The sequence below is a fragment of the Nesterenkonia lacusekhoensis genome, assembly GCF_017876395.1.
Lineage (GTDB): Bacteria > Actinomycetota > Actinomycetes > Actinomycetales > Micrococcaceae > Nesterenkonia > Nesterenkonia lacusekhoensis.
The window spans coordinates 462,922-483,619 of the sequence record NZ_JAGINX010000001.1 but is presented as its reverse complement, the minus strand read 5'-3'; the positions used below and the strand labels follow the sequence as shown (position 1 = coordinate 483,619).

At 65.8% G+C, this 20,698-nt stretch carries 20 protein-coding genes; 2 read left to right on the top strand and 18 right to left on the bottom strand.

All coding sequences use genetic code 11. The features are described 5' to 3' along the window. Window positions 1-104: 104 nt before the first annotated feature. The 10 genes from JOF45_RS02365 to JOF45_RS02320 all read right to left on the bottom strand — a co-directional run bounded on the left by JOF45_RS02365 (window position 105) and on the right by JOF45_RS02320 (window position 10,303). Window positions 105-1,565 carry a catalase gene (locus tag JOF45_RS02365; RefSeq protein ID WP_210047621.1) on the bottom strand — a complete coding sequence of 487 codons (1,461 nt, stop codon included), beginning with the start codon at window positions 1,563-1,565 and terminating at the stop codon, window positions 105-107. 41 nt (window positions 1,566-1,606) lie between these two features. Continuing rightward, complete coding sequence (locus JOF45_RS02360; RefSeq protein ID WP_210047617.1) at window positions 1,607-2,038, bottom strand: Fur family transcriptional regulator; 432 nt, start codon at window positions 2,036-2,038, stop codon at window positions 1,607-1,609. Between the two features lie 195 nt (window positions 2,039-2,233). Beyond that, window positions 2,234-2,569, bottom strand: coding sequence for a hypothetical protein (locus JOF45_RS02355; protein ID WP_210047615.1), 336 nt, complete (start codon window positions 2,567-2,569; stop codon window positions 2,234-2,236). 335 nt (window positions 2,570-2,904) lie between these two features. Then, complete coding sequence (locus tag JOF45_RS02350) at window positions 2,905-3,201, bottom strand: hypothetical protein (RefSeq protein ID WP_210047614.1); 297 nt, start codon at window positions 3,199-3,201, stop codon at window positions 2,905-2,907. A gap of 299 nt (window positions 3,202-3,500) precedes the next feature. After that, window positions 3,501-4,625: a hypothetical protein gene (locus tag JOF45_RS02345; protein ID WP_210047613.1), complete on the bottom strand. Its 1,125-nt coding sequence runs from the start codon at window positions 4,623-4,625 to the stop codon at window positions 3,501-3,503. Window positions 4,626-4,650: 25 nt separating this feature from the next. Then, the gene (locus tag JOF45_RS02340) at window positions 4,651-5,598 is read right to left on the bottom strand and encodes a hypothetical protein (RefSeq protein ID WP_210047612.1); all 948 of its coding nucleotides are present in this window, start codon (window positions 5,596-5,598) and stop codon (window positions 4,651-4,653) included. Window positions 5,599-5,694: 96 nt separating this feature from the next. Then, on the bottom strand, window positions 5,695-7,386 hold the full coding sequence (locus tag JOF45_RS02335; RefSeq protein WP_210047611.1) for an alpha-amylase family protein: 1,692 nt from the start codon (window positions 7,384-7,386) through the stop codon (window positions 5,695-5,697). After that, window positions 7,386-8,351: a TIGR03885 family FMN-dependent LLM class oxidoreductase gene (locus tag JOF45_RS02330; RefSeq protein WP_210047610.1), complete on the bottom strand. Its 966-nt coding sequence runs from the start codon at window positions 8,349-8,351 to the stop codon at window positions 7,386-7,388. The genes JOF45_RS02335 and JOF45_RS02330 overlap by 1 nt, the downstream gene beginning before the upstream one ends. 99 nt (window positions 8,352-8,450) lie before the next feature. Then, window positions 8,451-9,143: a response regulator gene (locus tag JOF45_RS02325; RefSeq protein WP_210047609.1), complete on the bottom strand. Its 693-nt coding sequence runs from the start codon at window positions 9,141-9,143 to the stop codon at window positions 8,451-8,453. Then, complete coding sequence (locus tag JOF45_RS02320; protein WP_210047608.1) at window positions 9,140-10,303, bottom strand: sensor histidine kinase; 1,164 nt, start codon at window positions 10,301-10,303, stop codon at window positions 9,140-9,142. The genes JOF45_RS02325 and JOF45_RS02320 overlap by 4 nt, the downstream gene beginning before the upstream one ends. A 110-nt stretch (window positions 10,304-10,413) precedes the next feature. On the opposite strand from JOF45_RS02320, the gene JOF45_RS02315 reads away from it, so the two are divergent. After that, entirely contained in the window at window positions 10,414-11,160 is a 747-nt protein-coding gene (locus JOF45_RS02315) for an ABC transporter ATP-binding protein (protein ID WP_210047607.1), read from the top strand. Window positions 11,161-11,162: 2 nt separating this feature from the next. Continuing rightward, on the top strand, window positions 11,163-11,939 hold the full coding sequence (locus JOF45_RS02310) for an ABC transporter permease (protein ID WP_210047606.1): 777 nt from the start codon (window positions 11,163-11,165) through the stop codon (window positions 11,937-11,939). A 69-nt stretch (window positions 11,940-12,008) separates the two neighbouring features. On the opposite strand, the gene JOF45_RS02305 is transcribed toward JOF45_RS02310, so the two are convergent. The 8 genes from JOF45_RS02305 to JOF45_RS02270 form a co-directional block, all read right to left on the bottom strand. After that, window positions 12,009-12,530, bottom strand: coding sequence for a gamma carbonic anhydrase family protein (locus JOF45_RS02305; protein WP_210047605.1), 522 nt, complete (start codon window positions 12,528-12,530; stop codon window positions 12,009-12,011). Between the two features lie 32 nt (window positions 12,531-12,562). Beyond that, a complete protein-coding gene (locus tag JOF45_RS02300) occupies window positions 12,563-13,966 on the bottom strand; it encodes a MurR/RpiR family transcriptional regulator (protein WP_210047604.1) in 1,404 nt (467 codons plus the stop codon). Beyond that, window positions 13,963-14,781, bottom strand: a complete 819-nt coding sequence (locus JOF45_RS02295; protein ID WP_210047603.1) for a carbohydrate ABC transporter permease — start codon at window positions 14,779-14,781, stop codon at window positions 13,963-13,965. The genes JOF45_RS02300 and JOF45_RS02295 overlap by 4 nt, the downstream gene beginning before the upstream one ends. A gap of 8 nt (window positions 14,782-14,789) precedes the next feature. After that, window positions 14,790-15,692, bottom strand: coding sequence for a carbohydrate ABC transporter permease (locus JOF45_RS02290; RefSeq protein ID WP_210047602.1), 903 nt, complete (start codon window positions 15,690-15,692; stop codon window positions 14,790-14,792). Beyond that, window positions 15,689-17,008: an ABC transporter substrate-binding protein gene (locus tag JOF45_RS02285; protein WP_210047601.1), complete on the bottom strand. Its 1,320-nt coding sequence runs from the start codon at window positions 17,006-17,008 to the stop codon at window positions 15,689-15,691. The genes JOF45_RS02290 and JOF45_RS02285 overlap by 4 nt, the downstream gene beginning before the upstream one ends. Next, complete coding sequence (locus JOF45_RS13580) at window positions 17,005-18,087, bottom strand: ABC transporter ATP-binding protein (protein ID WP_210047600.1); 1,083 nt, start codon at window positions 18,085-18,087, stop codon at window positions 17,005-17,007. The genes JOF45_RS02285 and JOF45_RS13580 overlap by 4 nt, the downstream gene beginning before the upstream one ends. A 127-nt stretch (window positions 18,088-18,214) precedes the next feature. Then, the gene (locus JOF45_RS02275; protein ID WP_210047599.1) at window positions 18,215-19,483 is read right to left on the bottom strand and encodes an ABC transporter substrate-binding protein; all 1,269 of its coding nucleotides are present in this window, start codon (window positions 19,481-19,483) and stop codon (window positions 18,215-18,217) included. Between the two features lie 237 nt (window positions 19,484-19,720). After that, a complete protein-coding gene (locus tag JOF45_RS02270; protein ID WP_210047598.1) occupies window positions 19,721-20,638 on the bottom strand; it encodes an NAD(P)-dependent oxidoreductase in 918 nt (305 codons plus the stop codon). Window positions 20,639-20,698: the final 60 nt, after the last annotated feature.

The window sequence follows — 20,698 nt, the reverse complement described above, 5'->3', positions numbered from 1 at the left end:
TGAACAGTGAAAAACCCCTCCGGGGAGGAGCCGCAGGGCTCTCCCGGAGGGGCTTCTCAGCTCAGAGGCACACCGGAAGACTCGGCGCCTCGGATCTTCATGGGTCAGCCCTTGACCGAGGCCTCGATGCGGGCACCGATCTCAGCGTCCACGTTCTTCCAGTACTGGAAGGCGTTGGAGAGCACCGGCTCCTGAACGCCGTCCAGAGCGCCGGCCACAGTCTCGACCAGGCGGTCGCGCTGAGCGTCATCGAAGACCTCACGGACGAGGATTCCGGCCTGGCCGAAGTCGTCGTCGCCCTCGCGCAGAGCGTAGGCGGAGCGGACGAGCTCGCCGTCGGCCTCCCAGCCGTTGTCCACCGGGCCCTGCTCGTCGGACCAGGTGGAGCCTTCCACCGTGTTCGGGGCGTAGACCGGACGATCGCCGGTGTGGTCGAACCACATGTTGCCCTCGAAGTTGTAGGTGTGGACCGGGTTCTTCGGACGGTTGACCGGCAGCTGCTGGAAGTTGGTGCCGATGCGGTAGCGCTGAGCGTCCGCGTAGGCGAAGTTGCGGCCCAGCAGCATCTTGTCCGGGGAGTTGCCGGTACCCGGAACCATGTTGGCCGGGGAGAACGCCGCCTGCTCGATCTGGGCGAAGAAGTTCTCCGGGTTCCGGTTCAGGGTCAGCTTGCCCACCGGGATGCGCGGGTAGTCCGCCTTCGGCCAGGTCTTGGTGAGGTCGAAGGGGTTGATCCGGTAGGTCTTGGCGTCCTCGTAGGGCATGATCTGCACGTAGAGGGTCCAGCTCGGGTGCTCGCCGTTCTTGATGGCGTCGAACAGGTCGCGACGGTGGAACTCGGCGTCGGCGCCGGCCAGGCGCTCGGCCTCCTCACCGGACATGGTGTCGAAGCCGTCGTCGTTGATGAAGTGATACTTCACCCAGAAGCGCTCGCCCTCGGCGTTGACCCAGGCGTAGGTGTGGGATCCGTAGCCGTTCATGCGGCGCCAGGAGGCCGGCAGACCGCGCTCGCCCATGAGGTAGGTGACCTGGTGGGCAGACTCGGGGTTCTGGGTCCAGAAGTCCCACTGCATGTTCGCATCGCGCAGGCCGGAGTCCGGCAGACGCTTCTGGGAACGGATGAAGTGCGGGAACTTCATGGGGTCACGCACGAAGAACACCGGGGTGTTGTTCCCCACGATGTCCAGGTTGCCCTCTTCGGTGTAGAACTTCAGGGCGAAACCGCGGACGTCGCGCCAGGTGTCCGGAGAGCCGATCTCGCCGGCCACAGTGGAGAAGCGCAGCAGAGACTCGGTGGTCTTACCGGGCTGGAAGACGTCCGCCTTGGTGTACTGGGAGACGTCGTGGGTCACCTCGAAGGTGCCGAATGCGCCGGCGCCCTTGGCGTGCGGGCGGCGCTCCGGAACGTTCATCCGGTTGAAGTGAGCCAGGGTCTCCACGAGGTGGTGGTCATGCAGGACGATCGGGCCATCGGATCCCACGGACAGCGAGAAGCGGTCGCTGACGGCGGGGATGCCTGCCTGGGTCGTGGACCCAGTCGCATTCGGGGTGTTGGGTGCGCTCAAAGCTGACTCTCTCTCTTGTACTTCGGGGGAAACAGCGGGGCTCAGGCTGCGGCCTTGGCCGCGCACTCATCACAGACACCGCGGAAGACGACATCGGCGACGTCTACCTTCATCCCCAGACCTGCCGGTGCTTCGAGGCACGGAGCCTCGCCGTGGACACAGTCGACGTCCTCGATGCGCCCACAGACCGAGCAGATGGCGTGGTGGTGATTGTCATGGGTGCGGGTCTCGTAGCAGGCCGGAGACCCGGGTGGGTCGAACCGGCGCACGAGTTCCTTGGCAGTGAGGTCATGCAGCACGGTGTACACGGACTGGACCGTGATCTCCGGAAGCTGTTCGGTCACAGCGGCATGGACCGCCTCAGCCGGCTGATGCGGATGAGCTGCGACGGCGTCCAGGACCGCAAGGCGCTGACGGGTCACGCGGAGTCCGCGAGCACGCAGCTGTGCCGGCCAGTCCATCGTCTCAGTCATGAGGTCTAGTCTGCCCCAGATCTGAGTGATTCACAATTACGCCACACCACTCTGAGGTGCGGGAACCTGCAGCAACAGCTTCTCGCCTGCCGCAGGAGCGCACAGAGAAGCCCCTCCCGGGAGCCGGAGCTCCTGTCGGAAGGGGCTTCTCTTCGAGAGACCTGCGGCGCTCAGGCCGCGAGAGTCAGCTCAACCTCAGAGGCCGGAGTCCTCCTCAGCATCCTGCTCACCGTTGAGGTCATCCATCGGATCGTCCTCACCGGCCGGGTCCTGAGCCGGATCCTCCTGAGTCGGATCCTCCTCGGCGGGATCCTCAGCGGGGTCCTGTGCCGGATCCTCAGCCGGTGCCTGGGCCGGGTCCTCCTGGGCGGGGTCCTCAGCCGGCTCCTGGGCCGGCTCGTCGACGGTGCCGTCCTCCTCGGCCGGAGCGTCCTCCTCGGTATCGCAGGCGGTGACCCCGAACAGCGCCAGAGAGCCGACGCCGACTGCGGCAGCGAGGGAACGAAGCTTGTTTGCATCGGTGGTTGCCATGGAAGTGCACCTCCGTGGTCTGCATCGAATGGATGCTGCGCGGACTCTCCGCGGTTCCTTCTCTGTCATCCGTAGCGGATGACGTGGACCCATACTGACCAGATCGGAACCGCCTAGAAAAGGCCACAGCGGCAGTTTCGGCACACTCGGAGAAACCTATTACCAGCGTTGGAGGAACTGCTCACCCGAGCCCGCGTTCCTGGACGGGCGCTGGTCACCTCCGCACAGCGCGGGAGCAGCTCCTGGGCACCCCGTGATGGACCGGCAGACAGACTGCGGCCCCGCTCGGATATGTCCGAGCGGGGCCGCAGGCCAGACGCATCAGAGGAAGCTGCTCAGAGCCCCTCATCCTCCTCGCCGGCGGGATCCTCTTCAGCAGGATCCTCTTCAGCGGGATCCTCAGCCGGGTCCTCGGCGGGATCCTCAGCCGGGTCCTCGGCGGGATCTTCGGCCGGGTCCTCAGCTGGGTCCTCAGCGGGGTCCTCTGCCGGATCCTCACCGTTCTCAACTGCGTCATCCTCAGTGTCATCGGTGCCGCCATCGTCACATGCGGTCACGCCGAACAGTGCCAGCGAGCCGATGCCCAGAACGGCGGCGAGGGAACGAAGCTTGTTGTCATCGGTGGTAGCCATGCGGTTAAGTACCTCCGTGGGTGCGCATCGTATGATGCCGTGCGGACTTTCCGCTGCAGATCCGCCCAACATCCGATCTCCTCTGGGCGGTCTGAGACCATCATCACCTTATTCCTGCGTGGGAGAGAAGGCCTGAAAAGGCTTCTCCCCGAAACTCATAGCCAGCATTGATCCGGCATTCAGGCGACGCCGATGTCCGCCGATTCCCTGGGCAGAACCTGGACATTCTCCTGGGGGTTCCGGACGGACCAGCCATCCGGACATGTGACGCCTCTTTCCTCGCGGTGGGACGGGACCGTTCAGAGCTCCTCGACGATCTCCATGGTCTCTTCGGCGCTGTAGACCTCGTCGTCCTCCGGCGCTTCGGGGCCCTCGGACTCATTCCACTCGGTGAACTCGATGGTGGATTCGATGCCCTGGGTGTCGATGTCCATGACGAGCAGCAGCGGCTCCTCTTCATCGGCGAGCACGACGATCTCCACGTCCTCAGTCTCATAGATCCAGACGTCCTGGCCGTCGTGGGTGCCTTCGCTGGCCTCAGCATCCAGATCCGCCAGAGAGTCTTCCAGCAGAAGCATCTCCGTGCTGTCCTGCAGCTCCTCGAGGTACTGCTCGGCGGTGTGGTTCATCTGGATCTCGAAATCTGTGTGATCGATCCACTCGCGGTCGACCGCTTCCTCGATCTCGTCCTGTTCGGGTAGCTCGATGTCCTCAGGAGCGCTCAGCAGCAGATCGCTGATGAAGCTGTCGGCGCTCTGGAAGGCGCTGTCCTCGAAGGAGAGGATCTCTCCCTGATGCTCGACGCCGTCGACCTCGCCGTAGTCATACTCCACGGAGGACCCCGCGCCCGTCAGGTCACCGGTGTAGACCAGCTCGTACCGAGCCATAGCGTCTTCGTCGTCCCGGTCCGAGTCCTCGTCGTCCCGGTCCGAGTCCTCGTCGCCGTCCTGATCGGAGCCGTCGTCGTCATCGGCCTGCGGGGTCAGGCCGAGCAGTCCGTTGTCTTCGCGGTCGCCGAAGTCCTCCTCAGGCTGCTGCTGAACGACGTGGAGGGTCACCGACTCCTGGTCCAGGGAGGAGTCCCAGAGCTCATCCTCGATGTCCTCCAGGGCAGGAGCCTCACCGGCGGCGAGGTCGTCGCCCTCATCGTCCAGGCCTTCCTCGTTCTGACCCTCCTCGCCCTGATCCGATTCCGTATCATCCGAATCCGTGTCATCCGATTCGGAGGCGTCCGTCTCCGCAGCGTCTGAGTCCGGACCCTCAGCTTCGCCCTCGGCGCCGCCCTCATCCTGATCGGCGTCGTCGTAGCCCGCGTCCGCAGCCTCCTGATCGTCCACCCCTACACAGCCGGTCAGAGTCAGCATCCCGATGCCGACCAGCCCCGTGGCCTGAGAGATCCTGCGGTTCACGGTGCGCTTCTTCATCGTTCCTCCTCGCTCGGGATGTTCCTCACTGCCCATCGGGGGCGTCGTCATCGGCTTCGACGTCATCGACATCGTCGATATCATCGATCGGCCAACCCTGCTCCTCGGCCACAGCCTCGAAGATCTCATCGATGGTGATGATGTTCTCCGGCACCTCGGGCTCCTCGGCCTCATCCCACTCGGAGAACGAGTACCGGCTCTGCTCATCCTGCCAAGCCACCAGGTAGGGATCTCCCTGAGCCGCCACCACATACTCGCGGCTGTCGTCGTCCTCGGCGGTATAGACGAAGACTTGCTGGCCGTCGCGCTCCTCAACCTCGCCGGTCAGCCTGTCGAGGTCCTCTCTCTCCAGGTCGGACTGCCATTCGGCGAAGATGTCCTCCGCGGAGTAGGCGCCCCCGCCGTCCTCAGCCGGGAACTCCACCCACTGGTCCTCCATGACACTGTTGAGGAAGTCCTCGTCCACGGCGTCGGCGACCTCCTCGTCCAGCTCAGCCAGCAGCAGAGTGCCGAAGTCCTCGCCGCGGAAGTACTCGGTCCCCTCCACGGTGCGCTGGGTGAAGGTGTTGCCCTCGCCGGCGCTGTAGCTCATCTCAGCATCGTCGCCGTCCAAGGAACCGGAAATGCGGATGTCGCCGACAGCGTCCTCATCGATGCCGTCGAAGAGCTCGTCCAGATCGGCTTCCTCCGCCTGGACCTCTCCCTCGATGGTGACTGAGTCGGCGGCCTGCATGGCCTCCCACATCTCGTCCTGGATCTCACCGAAGGTGGGCGCCTCCTCGGGAGCCTCCTGAGCACCGGTCTCAGCCTCTGTTCCCTCTGCGCCCTCCACAGGTTGGTGGGTCTCCGAGGCGGAGTCTCCTGACTCGGCGTCGAACGGGTTGTCACAGGCAGTCAGGATCAGGAGCCCGGCGGCGGCCAGCCCGACCGGCTTGAGCAGGGCAGACCGGGACCCGGCAGTGTTGACATTCATCATTCCTCCAGTCTTGCAGAGGTTCCCTGGGAATCTCCGCACCGTCGGCACCACGCCGACCGAGCACACTGCCCGCCAGGCGCCCCGCCGCGAGGCTCAGACCAGCCGCGGGTCGCCGTCGCGACGGATGCGCAGCCAGCGGTAGCCGTAGCCCTCCAACGGGACCTCGGCGGCGTGGTCGCTGTCCAGAGCGCAGGAGACCTCGTCGAGCAGATCGATCAGCTCGGCGCCGACCTCCTCATCCTTGAGCGCGACGCTCACCGTGACCGGCTCGGAGCCCAGGTTGTGCAGCAGCACCATGGAACGCTCCTCCCAGGTGACCCGGTGAGCCATGACCTGGTCATGCTCCTGTTCGAGGACTTCGAAGGTGCCCCAGCCGATCTCGGGGGACTCGCGGTAGCGCTTGGCCAGGCGTGTGACGTGGTGGAGCAGGGAGTCCTGGTCACGACGGGCCTCGGCGGCGTTGATGTGCTCCGGAGCGTAAGGGCCCTCCGCCACAGCGCGGGCCAGCTGGGAGGGCTTGGCCGGGGAGAAGCCGCCGTTCTTGGCATCTGACCACTGCATAGGGGTCCGCACCGCTTCCCGACCGGGGACCTCCAGGTTCTCCCCCATGCCGATCTCCTCCCCGTAGAAGAGCACCGGGGTCCCCGGCAGAGAGAAGAGCAGCGAATAGGCCATCTTCAGCCGACGCGGGTCACCTTCGAACATGCCCGGCAGACGACGCCGGATGCCGCGCCCGGCGAAGCGGTGCTCCTCCTTGGGAGCGAAGGCGTCGAGCACCTCCTGGCTCTCGTGCTCCTCGAGCAGGTCCAAGGTCAGTTCGTCGTGGTTGCGCAGAAAGTTGGCGTACTGGGTCTCCACGTTCAGGTTCTGCGGACGCGAGGCCAGCGCGTCGGCCAACGGAGCGGCATCCTGGCGCGCCAGAGCCAGGAAGAGCCGCTGGTTGGTGAAGAAGTCAAACTGCATGGTCAGCTGATCGCCGTCCTCGCCGCCGAAGAAGGTGACCTGCTCATCGTGGGGCAGATTCACCTCCCCCAGCATGATCGCCGAACCGTGCCCGGAGGACCTCCGCTGCAGGAACGCCCGCAGGGCACGCAGGTAGTCATGAGGCTCATCGAGATCATGTTCGTCCCGGCCTTCGAAGGTGGACTGGTTGATGGCGAAGGGCACAGCGTCCACCCGGAAGCCGTCCACACCCACCTGCAGCCAGAAGCCCATGATCTTGGCGATCTCGTCGCGCACAGCAGGGTTGGCGGTGTTCAGATCCGGCTGAGTGTGCAGGAAATGGTGGAGGTACCACTCGTCGGTCTTGTCATCGAAGGTCCAGATCCCGCCCTCCGACTCCGGGAACATGGTCTCATCAGAGGTGTCACCGGGCTCTTCGCTGCGCCAGACGTAGTAGTCGCGGTACGGATTCTTCGTGGAGGCCCGGGACTTCCGGAACCAGGGATGCTGGTCGCTGGTGTGATTGATGACCAGGTCCACGATCACCCGGATGCCGCGATCATGGGCCAGACGGACCAGCTCGACGAAGTCCCCGTGATTGCCGTGACGACTGTCCACCCCGTAGAAGTCCGCGATGTCATATCCGTTGTCCCGCCGCGGCGAGGGGTAGAAGGGCATCAGCCAGATGCAGTTCACCCCGATCTCGGCCAGATAGTCGATCCGTTGGGTGAGTCCGTGGAGGTCACCGATGCCGTCACCGTCGGAATCCAGATAGGTCTCCAGATCGATGCAGTAGACCACGGCGTTCTTATACCAGAGATCTGCGGTCTCGGTGATGCGCATCAGTTCAGCTCCTCGTTCACGGCGGGCAGGATGGTCTCGGCGGCGACCTCCAGCCAGGGCGCCTGCTCCTGGCCCACATGGTGGAGGTAGACGGCGTCGAAGTCCTCGGCGGCCTGGACGATCCATTCGATGTGCTGCTGGGCAGACTCTGAGGTCCACACCGCATCCAGCACCGTCTGGAGCCCGACCTCCGCGGCGGCGGAGTCGAAGTGCTCGGGCGTGGGCAGGTCCTGGTCCAGGGGCGGACCGAAGACGTTGGTGCGCCACTGGTCGTAGGCGATCTCCTCGGCCCGAGCACGAGTCGGCGCCCAGCTCAGATGGGCCTGCAGCATCACCGGTCCGGTGCCCCCGGCCTCTCGGTAGGCCTTCCGGACCTCATGGTGCTGACCGCCGGGCTGGTTCAGCGTGATGATGCCGTCGGCCCAGACGGCGGCACGCTGCGCCGAGGCCGGGGTGATGCAGGCGCCGTAGGTGGGGATGGGGTCGGCCGGCCGGTCATAGAGATAGGCGGTGTCCACCTCGACCAGTCCGGAACGGCTGACCGTCTCACCGCGATGGAGCCGACGGATGATGTCCGCGGACTCCTCGAGCCGGCGTCGTCGGGTCTGATGGTCCGGCCACCGGTCCCCGGTGACGTGCTCGTTCATCGCCTGACCGGCGCCCAGGGCGGCCCAGTACCGGCCGGGGAACATCTCACCCAGCGTGGCCGTGGCCTGGGCGACCACGGCCGGGTGGTAGCGCTGGCCCGGGGCGATGACCGAGCCGATGTTGAACTCAGTGGATGCCAGCGCGGCTCCCAGCCAGGAGGAGGCGAAGCCGGAATGCCCCTGCCGCTGAGACCAGGGCATGAAGTGATCGGAGCACATGGCGGCGTCGAATCCCGCCTGCTCCGCCTGGACCACGTCCTTGAGCAGCTGCGACGGCGCGATCTGCTCATGGGAGGCGTGGAAGCCGATAGCCGTCATCAGTCAGTCACCCTCTTCTTCGTCTGGTCATGCACTCACAGAACCCAGCCTACTGAGAGGAACCTGGAAATCCGCTGGATGTTTCTCAGCAGACGATGCTCAGCCGAGGATCCCTTCCCGGATGGCGCGCAGCACGGCGTTGGTGCGGTCTCGGGCGCCGAGCTTGGTGAGGATCGAGGAGAGATGGTTCTTCACTGTGCCCTCGGCCAGGCGCACCAGAGAGGCGATCTGGCGGTTGGAGTACCCTTCGGCCACCAGGCGCAACACTTCGATCTCCCGGTCGGTGAGCTGCTCGACCACGGTGCCCTGGGTGCCGCTGGGTTCGGCAGAGCTCTTGATGGCCCGCAGCAGCCGGTCGGTGATGGACGGAGCGATGAGCGTCCCACCCTCAGCCAAGGTGTGCACGGCCTGAGACAGCTGATCGACGGTGACATCTTTGAGCAGATAGCCCCGAGCCCCGGCGCGCAGAGCCTCCAGGACCAGCGTGTCATCGTCGAAGGTGGTCAGCACCAGCACCGGGATGCCGTCCAACGGTGCTCCGACCTCCTGAAGCCGGTGCAGCAGCCAGATCCCGTCATACTGCGGCATCCGCAGATCCAACAGCACGACGTCGGGCACCGACTCCGCCTCCCGCAGCACGGCGAGCGCCTCCGCGCCGTCGCCCGACTCAGCCACCACGGTGATGCCGCCGAGCTCCAGCAGAGTGCGGATCCCCTGACGCACCAGAGTCTGGTCGTCGACGACGAGCACCCGCGGGCCGGCGACGGGGTCCGGCTCAGCGGCGTCGGTCATGGCAGCCTCACCTCCACGGTGAATGCGGGCCGAGTGGTCACCTGCAGCTCTCCGCCCAGCAGGCGGACCCTCTCCTGGAGTCCGGAGAGGCCGTTGCCGAAGGTGATGGTCTTGGGCGGGAAGCCGTCGTCGGTGCCGCGCAGCACGATCTCGCCCTGCTCCAGGCTCAGCGTCAGTGCAAGCTCCTGGGCCTCGGCATGCCGGACCGCATTGGTGATGATCTCCTGGGCCGCGCGCAGCAGAGCCTCCTGGCGCTGTTCGTCCAGTTCGGGCAGCTGCTCGGTTCCGACCTCCACGTAGATGTCCATCGACGGGACCGCGGCGGCGAGTCGGCGCAGGTGGGCCTGCAGGTCCCCGGGGCTGCGGCGTCGCAGCTCGCCGACTGTGCCGCGGACCTCGGCCAGCAGATCCTTGGCCACCTGCTGGGCGCGCTGAATATGGTCCCTGCCCGCAGAGGTCTGTTCCACGCGGTGCACGGCGGCCTCCAACTCCAGGTTCAGCACCGTGAGCTGGTGGCCGACGGCGTCGTGGAGCTCTCGGGAGATGCGCAGCCGTTCCGCCGCCTTGGCCGAGTCTTCCAGCAGCACTCCGGCGGTCTCCAGCTCCACGTTCTTCTCCTCCAGTTCGGCCCGCAGCACTGACTCCCGGTAGAGCGCGTAGGTGCTCAACACTGCCGCGATATGAATGATCGTGTAGAAGATGACACCGACGCCCAGATCCGCCAGCGGCGCATCATGGACCAGGAACATGATGAGCACGACGGTCATGTTCAGGGCGATCACAGCCCCGGTGGCCCAGAGCGGCAGCACGTAGCTTCCCACTGCGGCGACGACCACCAGCAGCACCACCAGCATGCCGAAGTTCTGCGCTGGCAGACTGGCGATCAGGACCCAGGAAGACACCACTGAGACTGAGTAGGCGGCCGTTGCCCGACGGCGGGACCGGTTGGGGTCTCCAGCGACGAACAGTCCCGCCACGCAGACCAGCAGGAGGGTCAGCCACAGAACTCCCGGTATAGAGGTCTCTTCCCCGGCGAAGAAGAGCACAGCACCCAAGCCGAGGCAGAGGACCAGGATGGCAGCGCCTGAGTACTGCTCGGCGAACCGGCGCTGCCCGGCTCTCATCCGCTGCCCCGCTGCCGAGGTCTGGTGCTGGTCCATAGGTGTTCAGCCTACTGAAAGCTCACACATGGCACCGGTGCCGAAAGTCATGGCGGCACTGATGACCAGCGGCACCTGTGCGCCCGCCTGCGGCCCGCGAGAGTGGAGCTATGACACAGCAGACTCCGCGACCGGCCATCGATGTTCAGCATCTGGTCAAGAGATATAAGCACAAGACAGCGGTGGACGGGATCAGCCTGGAGATCGGTGCGGGCGAGACCTTCGGGATCCTGGGCACCAACGGCGCCGGCAAGACCACCACCGTGGAGATGATCGCCGGACTGCGCCGCCCCTCGGAGGGGTCGGTGCGGATCCTGGGACTCGACCCGTTCACCGACCGGGCCCAGGTCAGACAGATCCTAGGAGTGCAGCTGCAGCAGGCGTATCTGCATGGTTCGCTGACCTGCCGCGAGCTGGTGGATCTCTACCGCAGCTTCTACCCCGACCCGCTGAGCACTGAGAAGGCGCTGTCGATGGTGGAGCTGACGGAGAAGCATAAGACGAAGTTCGACGACCTCTCCGGAGGCCAGATGCAGCGGCTCTCCATCGCCTTGGCGCTGATCGGGCAGCCCCGGGTGGTGATCCTCGACGAGCTGACCACCGGGCTGGATCCGAAGGCCCGGCGTCGGGTCTGGGGAACCATCGAGTCGCTGACCGACCAGACGGTGATCCTGGTCAGCCATGCCATGGACGAGGTGGAGCGGCTCTGCGACCGGGTCGCGCTGATCGACGAGGGGCGGGTCATCGCCCAGGGCAGTCCGCACGACCTCAGAGAGCAGGCCGGTGCTCCGACCCTGGAGGACGCCTTCGTCTCTCTGACCGGCAGAGATGTCCACGACGACGAGGAGGACGCCTGATCATGTCTGAGACCACCGTTGATGTGCGCAAGCCCGGGATGAGGGCCTGGACGAAGCTGATCGGCGCCGAAGCGAAGATGGTGATCCGCGACTATGCCGGGCTCATCGTCCCGCTGGGGCTTCCGATGCTGATCCTGGTGATGCAGGGCATCTCCATCGAGGAGAGGGGACAGGAAATCGCTGAGGGCGTCACCGTCTTCTCCTACTACGCCCTCCCGGTGGTGATCAGCATGGTGGTGGCCACGATCGCGGTGATCAACATGCCCAGCTTCCTGGCCACCTACCGCAAGACCAAGCTGCTGCGACGACTGGCCGTCACGCCTGCCTCTCCGGCCATGGTGCTGGTGGCCCAGATGGTGGTCAGCTTCATCCAGGTCATCCTGGGGATCAGTTTGGCCTTCGCGGTCGCGATGATCTTCTTCGACGCGGACCTGCCGCTGTCCCCGCTCACCGGTCTCGGCGTTCTGCTGGCCTGCTGTGCGGCGATGTACGGGCTCGGCATGATCGTCGCCTCCATCGCTCCGACTCCCAACTCGTCTGTTGCGATCGGGCTGGTGGTCTTCTTCGGCATCGCCGCCCTGGGTGGCATGTTCGGCCCGGCCGAGAACCTGCCGGACGCTCTGCAGACCCTGGGTTCGTGGCTGCCCTTCGGCGCCTCGGTCGAGGCGTTCCAATCAGCCTGGTTGGGTGAGACCGTGGAGGCTCAGAACTGGCTGGTGCTGGGCGGATCGGCCGTCGTGGGAGCCGGCGTCGCCGCAGCACTGTTCCGCTGGGAGTGAGGCGCTGCCGGAGTGAGGCGCTGCCGGGGTGAGGAGCTGCCGGGTACGGGCCCTGCGCCGGGGCGGTCGTCAGGCCTCCTCGGCACGGAGGTGCTCCTCCTTCAGGCGCAGATAGGTCTGTGCGTTGCGATGCAGATGGGCGACCTCATCCTCGGTCAGCTCACGCCGGACTTTTGCCGGCACCCCTGCCACCAGCGAGCGCGGCGGGATCTCCATCCCCTGAGTGACCAGTGCCCCGGCGGCGATCAGCGACTCCTCCCCGATCACTGCCCGGTTCAGCACGGTGGCCGACATGCCGATCAGGCAGTGGTCACCCACCCGGGCGCCGTGGACCACCGCGTTGTGTCCCACGGAGACGTGCCGGCCCAGCACCGTGGGCGCCCCAGCCTCGGTGTGGAGCACCACGTTGTCCTGAAGATTGGTGCCCTCCCCCACCTCGACGGCGTCGGTGTCTCCGCGCACCGAGACGCCGTAGAACGCAGAGGAGTCGTCGTGCATGACCACGTCTCCGGTGATGCTCGCGGTGGGTGCCAGGAAGACACCCTGGCCGATGCGCGGCGTCGCTCCGGCGACGCTGAGGATATGTGCCATGGTTCGCAGTATGCCACGGCCCTCGGCGCGGTTCAGTCGGCGATGTTCTCCGCCAGCACGTCCACCGTCTGCTGACCGGACAGGCCGATCCGCAGGCGAACCTGCTGAGCCAGAGCCTCCACCGCCACGGTGTAGTGCAGCCTCGACAGCGAGTACAGAGACTCCAGGAAGCTCGACGACGGCGGCACCAGCAGCAGAGTGCTGTCAGTAAGTTCAGCGCCCGGGGACTCCTCCTGGGAGGTCATCAGCACCAGATGCGCCGACGACTCCCTGGCCGCCTGCAGCGAGCGCAGGGTGATGTCGTTGGCTCCGCTGGAAGAGATGGCGAGGCACAGATCCTGCTGCCCCAGCAGACGCACAGACACCTGTTGGGCCAAGGCGTCGGCGAGGAACTCGGCGGGGCGTCCGGCGGCTGTCAGCCGCAGGGACAGATCCATCGCGCAGGGGGCCGACTGCCCGTTGGCCACCACCACGACCCGTCCCGCCTGGACGATCCGGTCCACCAGCTGTTCCACGTCCTCCTCCCGGACCGCGTCGAATGCATGGTCGAGCCCCTCGGTGATGCGCCGAGCCTCCGCCCGCAGGCCGGTCTCCCCATCGGTTGGCTCAGAGACGGCCGGAGACTCCCTGGCCAAAGCCACTCGGAACTGCGGATATCCGGTGAATCCCAGACTGCGGCAGGTGCGCACCACCGTGGTCCGCGACACCCCGATCAGATCCGCCAGCTGTTGGGCTGTGGACTCCACGATCCGCTCAGGCTCCTCCACTGCGAAGCGGGCCACCCGCTGCTCGCTGGGCTGCAGGGCACTCAGCCCGGCGCTGATCCGCCCCCGGACCGAGACGCGCGGCACCGCCGCAGGCTGAGACTGCCGAACAGTCTCGCCCAAGCCGCCGGCGTCGGGCCCCCGCACCTGGGCAGCCACCAGGGCAGAGCGGTCCTTGGGGAGGTGGTGGATGTCCTGGGCGGTGAAGCCCAGGGTGACATGCAGCGCGTGCGGGCCAAATCCCAGCTGATGACGGACCTGTTGGGCCTGAGCAGACTCAGCCACCACGAACCAGGACTCAGTCTCTCTGTCCTGCACCTTTCCCAGGCCGATCAGCTCGACCTCCACGGTCTGGGGCAGCTGCGGCGGCAGGTCGCCCAGCCGCTCCAGCTCCGGCGGGGTGATCAGTGTGATGTGATGCTCCAGATCGGCGTCGGGACTCGCGGTACGCCTCTGATCAGGCAGCTCGTCCCAGACCGCGCCGTCGCGGGTGCGTTTATGATCCTCGAGGAGCCGGGCGTGCTTCTCCCCCACCTGAGCACGGAACGCCTCCCGCCACGGTGCCATCGCCGAGGGCGGGACCGGGGCACCCAGGTATCGGTTGCCGGTGCGGTCCTCGCACAGCTCCACGGGGAGCCTGAGGGAGGCACCGTTCTCAGGTTCCGGCGTCATTTGATCCCCGACCGCATGAAGCTCTGCACGAACTGCCGCTGCATCACCACAAAGAAGACCAGCAGCGGGGTCACGATGATGAAGGTGCCCGCTGTCAGAGCGGCGAAGTCGATCCCGGACTCCGGGGCCATGAACCGCACCACACCCACCGTGACCGGGCGGGCCTCATTGGTGCGGGTGGAGATCATCGGCCACAGGAAGTTGTTCCAGTGGAAGCTGACCGAGACCATCGCGAAGGCCGCCACCGTCGAGCGGCACAGCGGCAGATAGACCCGCCAGAGCACCCGAAGCCGTCCCATACCCTCCATGACCGCGGCTTCGACCAGCTCCTTGGGAACAGTGAGGAATGCCTGGCGCAGCAGGAAGATCGCAAAGGCGCTGGCGGCGTAGGGAAGTCCGACTCCCAGGAGAGTGTCGTCCAGCCCCAAGCGGGAGACCATGAAGAAGTTCTCCGAGATCATGATCTCCGGGTAGATCACCAGCTGGGCCAGCACCACGAAGAACAGCACATCGCGGCCCGGGAATCGGAAACGCGCGAAGGCGTAGGCCGCCAATACGCCCAGGACGATCTGAGTCAGAGTCAGCGCGACCACAAGGATGAAGCTGTTGCGGAAGAACAGCTCGAAGTCCGCCGAGCCCCACACATACGTGATGTTCTCCAGGGTCCACCCGCTGAAGAGGTCCAGATCGGTGGCCGACTCGCGGAAGGCCATGATGAGCACCAGCAGCAGCGGCAGCACCCACACCAGGGCTGCTCCCCAGGCCAAGACGACCATGACCCGATCGCCCCAGGAAGCCTGTGCGTTCTCTGTCATCAGTCCCCTCATCGGTAATGGATCCTCTTGTCCAGCAGACGGATCTGCACAATGGCGATGACCATCAGAATGACGACCAGCAGCACGGTGATCGCAGCCGAGTACTCCTGACGGAACTGCCCGAACGCGGTCTGCCAGACGTAGTAGAGCATCAGGTTGGTGGAGTCGCTCGGCCCGCCCTGGGTCATCACGAACAGCAGGTCCACCTGCTTGAAGGAGTTTGAGGTGGCGATCACGCCCACGAACAGTGTGGTGGGCATCAGCAGCGGCCAGGTGACCCTCCGGAAGAAGGTCCACGGCCGGGTGCCTTCGATCCGCGCTGCCTCACGCAGCTGAGGATCCTGACTCAGCAGAGCGGCCAGGTAGAAGATGACGAACAGGCCGGCCTGCTGCCACACCGCGACCACCATCATCGCGCCCAACGCCGTCTCCGAGGAGCCGAGCCAGTTCATCCCGGGCAGACCCAGGACATCGGCCACCGCGTTGAGCGTCCCGAAGTTCGGCTGGTAGAAGTACAGCCAGATGGCACCCGCAGCCACAGTGGGCAGCATGGCCGGTGCCAGGAAAGAGACCCGGGCGACGGCCCTGCCCCGGACGACTTTGGCACCCAGAACCGCCAGGCCCAGGGATACCGCGATCGTGATCGGCACAGTGACCAGGGTGTAGATCAGCTGATTGGTGATGACCTGGTGGAAGACTCCGTCGTCGAGCATCCGCTGATAGTTCTCCGCACTGAGCTCGCCCCCGCGGCCCTGGACGCTGCGCCAGGCCGAGAGCAGGAAGGGCAGCACGGTGAACCCCACCAGGATGATGAAGGCCGGCGTGAGCGCGGCATAGGAGAAGAGCGCGTCGCCGCGGGCACGCTTGGCCAGCGCCCGCTCTGCCGCCGGGTTCTCCTGGGTCACGCTCATCGATACTCCTCGAGGAGGTCATCAGAGCTGTCCTGAGCCTCGGAGAGCGCCTGCTCCGGTGTGCTGCTGCCATCCAGCGCTGATTCCAAGGCGCTGTCCAACGTGGCCACGATCTCGGAACGGCGATACGGCGCGTACTCGCGGTAGGCCTCCTCAGATGCCTCCTGCAGCGCCTGCACCTGTGGGAGTTCCTCGCTGTGGTCGACCAGGACCTGCTCGTCCCACGCCTGCTGCTGAGGTGGGACGTATCCGGACTGAACCGTCCAGTCCGCTTGGATCTCCGGGCTGGAGAGGTAGCGGGTGAGTTCCACGGCGGCGTCCTGCTCCTCCTCCGAGATGCCCTCCATGATGTAGAGGTTCCCGCCTCCGGTGGGAGCCCCAGGCTGCTGCTGGGCAGGCAGCGGAGCCACGCCGAAGTCGAAGTCTGCGTTCTCCTGGATCTGGGTCAGCGAACCGGTGGTGTGCCACAGAACCGCTGTATCGCCGTTGGCGAAGTCGGTGGGAGCCGTGCCCCAGTCCACGTTGCCCGCAGGGTGGACCCCGTCCTCCTGCAGCCGGGTCCAGTTCTCCAAGGCCGAGACGGTTCCGGGATCATCGAAGCGGACCTCTGTGCCGGTCTCGTCGTCGAGCAGGACCTCGTTCTGGATGGCCATGGCCTCGAAGAGCCAGGAACTCGTGGGCACCTGAACACCCCACGAGGCCTCTGTGGAGTCCTGGACCTGTTGGCCGGCCTCCGCCATCTCCTCCCAGGTCTCCGGAGCGGTCTCAGGATCCAACCCGGCCTCCTCGAAGAGTTCCTTGTTCCAGTACATGACGATGGTCGAGCGCTGGAAGGGAATGGAGGCCACGGTGCCGTCGTCCAACGTCGAGTTGGCCATGAAACCCTCATCGAAGCTGTCGAACCATTCCGGATCCTCAACGACTTCCCCGATGGGAGTGATCAGCTCGGAATCCTCCAGGGATCGGACGTCGGTAGAGAGCAGCACAGTCGCCGCCGGGGAGTTCCCTGCCTGCGCCGCCGACTGCACGGAGGCCAATGTCTGTTCATAGTCTCCGGAGTAGACCGGGGTGACCTCGATGTCGTCATGTTCGGCGTTGAAGTCCTCGATATAGCCGTCCATGACAGATTCCAGGGGCCCGCCCACGGCGATCGGATAGTAGAAGTCGATCTCGGTGACGCCGTCCTCTCCGCCGTCGCCTCCGCAGGCGCTCAGCGCCAGACCGCCGACGACGGCCAGGCTCAGACCGTGCAGGGTCCGTGTGCTGCGGTGAGTGCGGTGGCTGTCGATAGGTGCGTTCTCGGTGTGCTCGTTCATCGTGTCCCCTCAGGCGTGATGCGTGCAGATGTCTGTCGGTCGTACCAATGCAGGTGTTCGAGTCGAGCGGTCAGCTCCACAGGCGAATCCACGGCCACGTCACGCTCCGGGTCTGCGCGGACCAGCACACGCTGCCCGTCCAGAGAGACGGTCAGGATCCGGTCCGCCCCCAACAGCTCGTTGACCTCCACCGTCCCCTCGCCCAGACTGATCCCGCCGTTCTGCGGATCCTTCGTCCGAAGCACCCGCAGATGCTCGGCACGTATCCCCACCGATCCCCCGTCCCGAGCGATCGCTGCCGGGGCACCCAGCACGGAGGCCCGGTGCGCATCGACCTCAAGGACGTTCATCGGGGGCGAGCCGATGAATCGAGCCACCGTGGTCGTGGCCGGCGCGCGGTAGAGCTCTTCCGGCGTGGCGATCTGCTCGATGCGGCCTTGGGAGAGCATCATTACCCGGTCCGCCATGGTCATAGCCTCGACCTGGTCATGGGTGACGTAGATGATGGTCAGACCCAGCTGACGCTGGATGCGCTTGAGCTCGACCCGCATCTCCGCGCGAAGCTTGGCGTCCAGGTTGCTGAGCGGCTCATCCATGAGAATCAGCTGCTGGCCGGAGACCAGTGCCCGAGCCAGAGCGACCCGCTGCCGCTGACCGCCGGAGAGCTCGGCCGGGCGACGGTTGAGCAGCTCCTCCAACCCGAGCAGCCCGGCAGTCTCGGCCAGTCGTTCCCGCTGGACCGCGCGGGACTCTCCGCGGGACTTCAGCCCGAAGAGCACGTTCTCCCTCACGCTCAGGTGCGGGAAGAGGGCGTAGTTCTGGAACACCATGGCGAGACTGCGCTGCTCCGGCGGCGTGCCGGTCACTTCCTCGCCGTCGATGGCGATGATGCCCCCGGAGGCGATCTCCAAACCGGAGATCAGCCGCAGCAGGGTGGACTTGCCGCACCCCGACGCCCCCAGGATGGCGAGGAACTCCCCCTGCTCTACTGCTACGTCGATGCCGCGAAGAACCTCGACCTGCTCCCCACGCCTACCTGGGAATGCTTTGTGCACCCCTGTGAGATCGACTGCCGACACGGAACCTCCTGGACGCTTTGTCCCAACTTCTGACTGTGCTGGGACAGAACGTACCTAGGCCAAGAGACCGGTGGGTTTCGACCTGATGAACGGGGGTCGAACGACTGCGCCGGACCTCGGGGCAGACTCAGCGATACTCCTCCAGGATCTCGTCCGCCCGTTCCTGCGCCTGCTCCAGAGACTCCTGGACATCAGCACCGCCCATGACGTCCTCGATGGCATTGGCCATCACATCGAAGACCTCCTGACGGCGGTAGGTGCCGAACTCGGGCTCTGCCACATCCAGCTGATCCCGGGCGACGCCGGCCTGCGGGAACTCCTCGACGTATCCGGTCAGCGGCTCCATCTCCCAGGCCTCATCCAGCGGGGCCACATAGCCGGACTCCACGCCCCAATCGGACTGGATCTCCGGGCTGGAGAGGTAGCGGGCCAGTTCCACGGCCGCGTCCTGCTCCTGTTCAGAGATCCCCTCCATCACGTAGAGGTTTCCGCCACCGGTGGGTGATCCCGCTTGCTCCTGGGCCGGCAGCGGGGAGACGCCGAAGTCGAAGTCGGCGCTCTGCCGGATGTTGCTCAGCTGACCAGTGGTGGTCCACGCGATGGCGGTGCCACCGTTCGCGAACTCAGTGGGCAGCGTGCCCCAGTCCACGGTGCCCTGCGGCTCCACGCCCTCATTCTGCAGATCCGTCCAGTTCTGCAGGGCGGAGACGGTGGCCTCGTCGTCGAAGGCCACGTCTGTGCCAGTCTCCGGGTCCCAGAGCATGGAGCCGTTCTGGATCACCATCCCTTCCAGCATCCAGACACCCCAGGTGGTCGAGGGGATCTGCACACCCCAGTCAGCTCCGGCCTGATCCTGAGCCTGTTCGCCGAACTCCACCATCTCCTCCCAGGTCTCCGGTGCCGCCTCAGGATCCAGGCCGGCCTCCTCGAAGAGATCCTTGTTCCAGTACTGGACCACCGTGGAGCGCTGGAACGGGATGGAAGCCACTGTGCCGTCGGGCAGGGTGGAATCCCCCATGAACGGCTCGTAGAAACTGTCGAACCACTCCGGGTCGTCGACGATCTCGCCGATCGGGGTGATCACTCCGGCCTCGTGGATGGTCAGCAGCTCATTCGAACCCAGCACTGTCAGGGCCGGGGTGTTTCCGGCCTGTGCCTGGGACTGCACGGAGGCCAGGGTCTGTTCGTAGTCTCCAGAGTAGACCGGGGTGACCTCGACGTCGTCGTGTTCGGCATTGAAGTCCTCGATATATCCATCGATCACCGACTCCAACGGGCCACCCACCGCGATGGGGTAGTAGAAGTCGATCTCGGTGACGCCGTCCTCCCCGCCGTCGCCTCCACAGGCGGTCAGCGCGAGACCTCCGGCCACAGCGAAGCTCAGACCGCGCAGCACGCGCGTACTTCTCCGGGACGGCCTCGCGGTGCCGACAGACGGCATGAGGGCAGGACGAGATGCAGTGATGTTCTCAGGCATGTCTGCGAGCTTCCACGCCGGAAGGATACAGAGGACGACGCCGCAACGGACTGCAGGTGAACTCAGAAGAAACTCACCCAGCCGCCTCCCAGAGACGCCGGGACGATCAGCGGGGAGGCCGCGGTCCCCCGCGGCACCTGCGACTCAGGAACGGGCTCAGTAGCCGTTGATCGGGTCCGCCACGCCGATCGGTGGTTCTCCGTCGCGCAGCCGCCGGTGGTTCTCCAGGATGCGGCTGCGCAGCAGCGGCACCACCATCTCCATCGTGTCCGCGGTGTGCGGGGTGATCAGACAGTTGTCCAGGCTCCAGAGCGGGTGGCCCTCGGGCAGCGGTTCCGGGTCGGTGACGTCGAGTCCTGCACCGAGCAGTCGGCCGGACTCCAACGCCTCCACCAGAGCGTCGGTGTCGACCAGACGGCCGCGGCCGACATTGGCCAGCACAGCACCGTCGGCCAACAGGTCGAGCTGGCGGCGACCGATCATCTTCTCAGTGGCCGGGGTGACTGCAGCGGCCAGTCCGAGTACGTCCGCCCCCTCGAGCACCTCGTCCAAACGGTCGAAGGTGACCGTCTCATCGGCACCTTCCAAGAGGGCCTCGGTGCGGCGGACCACGGTGATATGAGTATCGAAGGCCCGGTACAGGCGGACCATCTCCGCCGCCACGCCCCCGGCGCCGACGACCACGCAGCGCAGCCCGTTCAGCGAGATCCCGCCCTCTGCGCCCCAGCTGGTGGCCCGAGCCCGCACCGTGACCATGCGCAGGGCGGCCAGGGTCAGCAGCAGACCGTGCTCACCGACCGGTCTGGCATAGGCGCCCTTGGCCGAGGTCCAGGTCCGATCAGGATGCTCACTCATGACCTGGCTGTAGGCCTCGATGCCGGCGCTGGGGAGCTGGACCCAGCTGACCTGCGGGTTGGCCTCGAGGATCTCACCGAGATTGAACTCGGCGAACATCTTGGTCACGACGACGCCGGTGGGCCGCTCATCGGCTCCGACGATCTCCGCTCCCTGGTCCTTCAGGCCGGCGATGAGCTCCTCATCGCCGCCCGGCATCAGGTGTATCCGATGCGTCACTGACTCTCCCTTGCTCTGTACTCCGCATCACATCCTACGACACCTGGGCATGACAGAGGC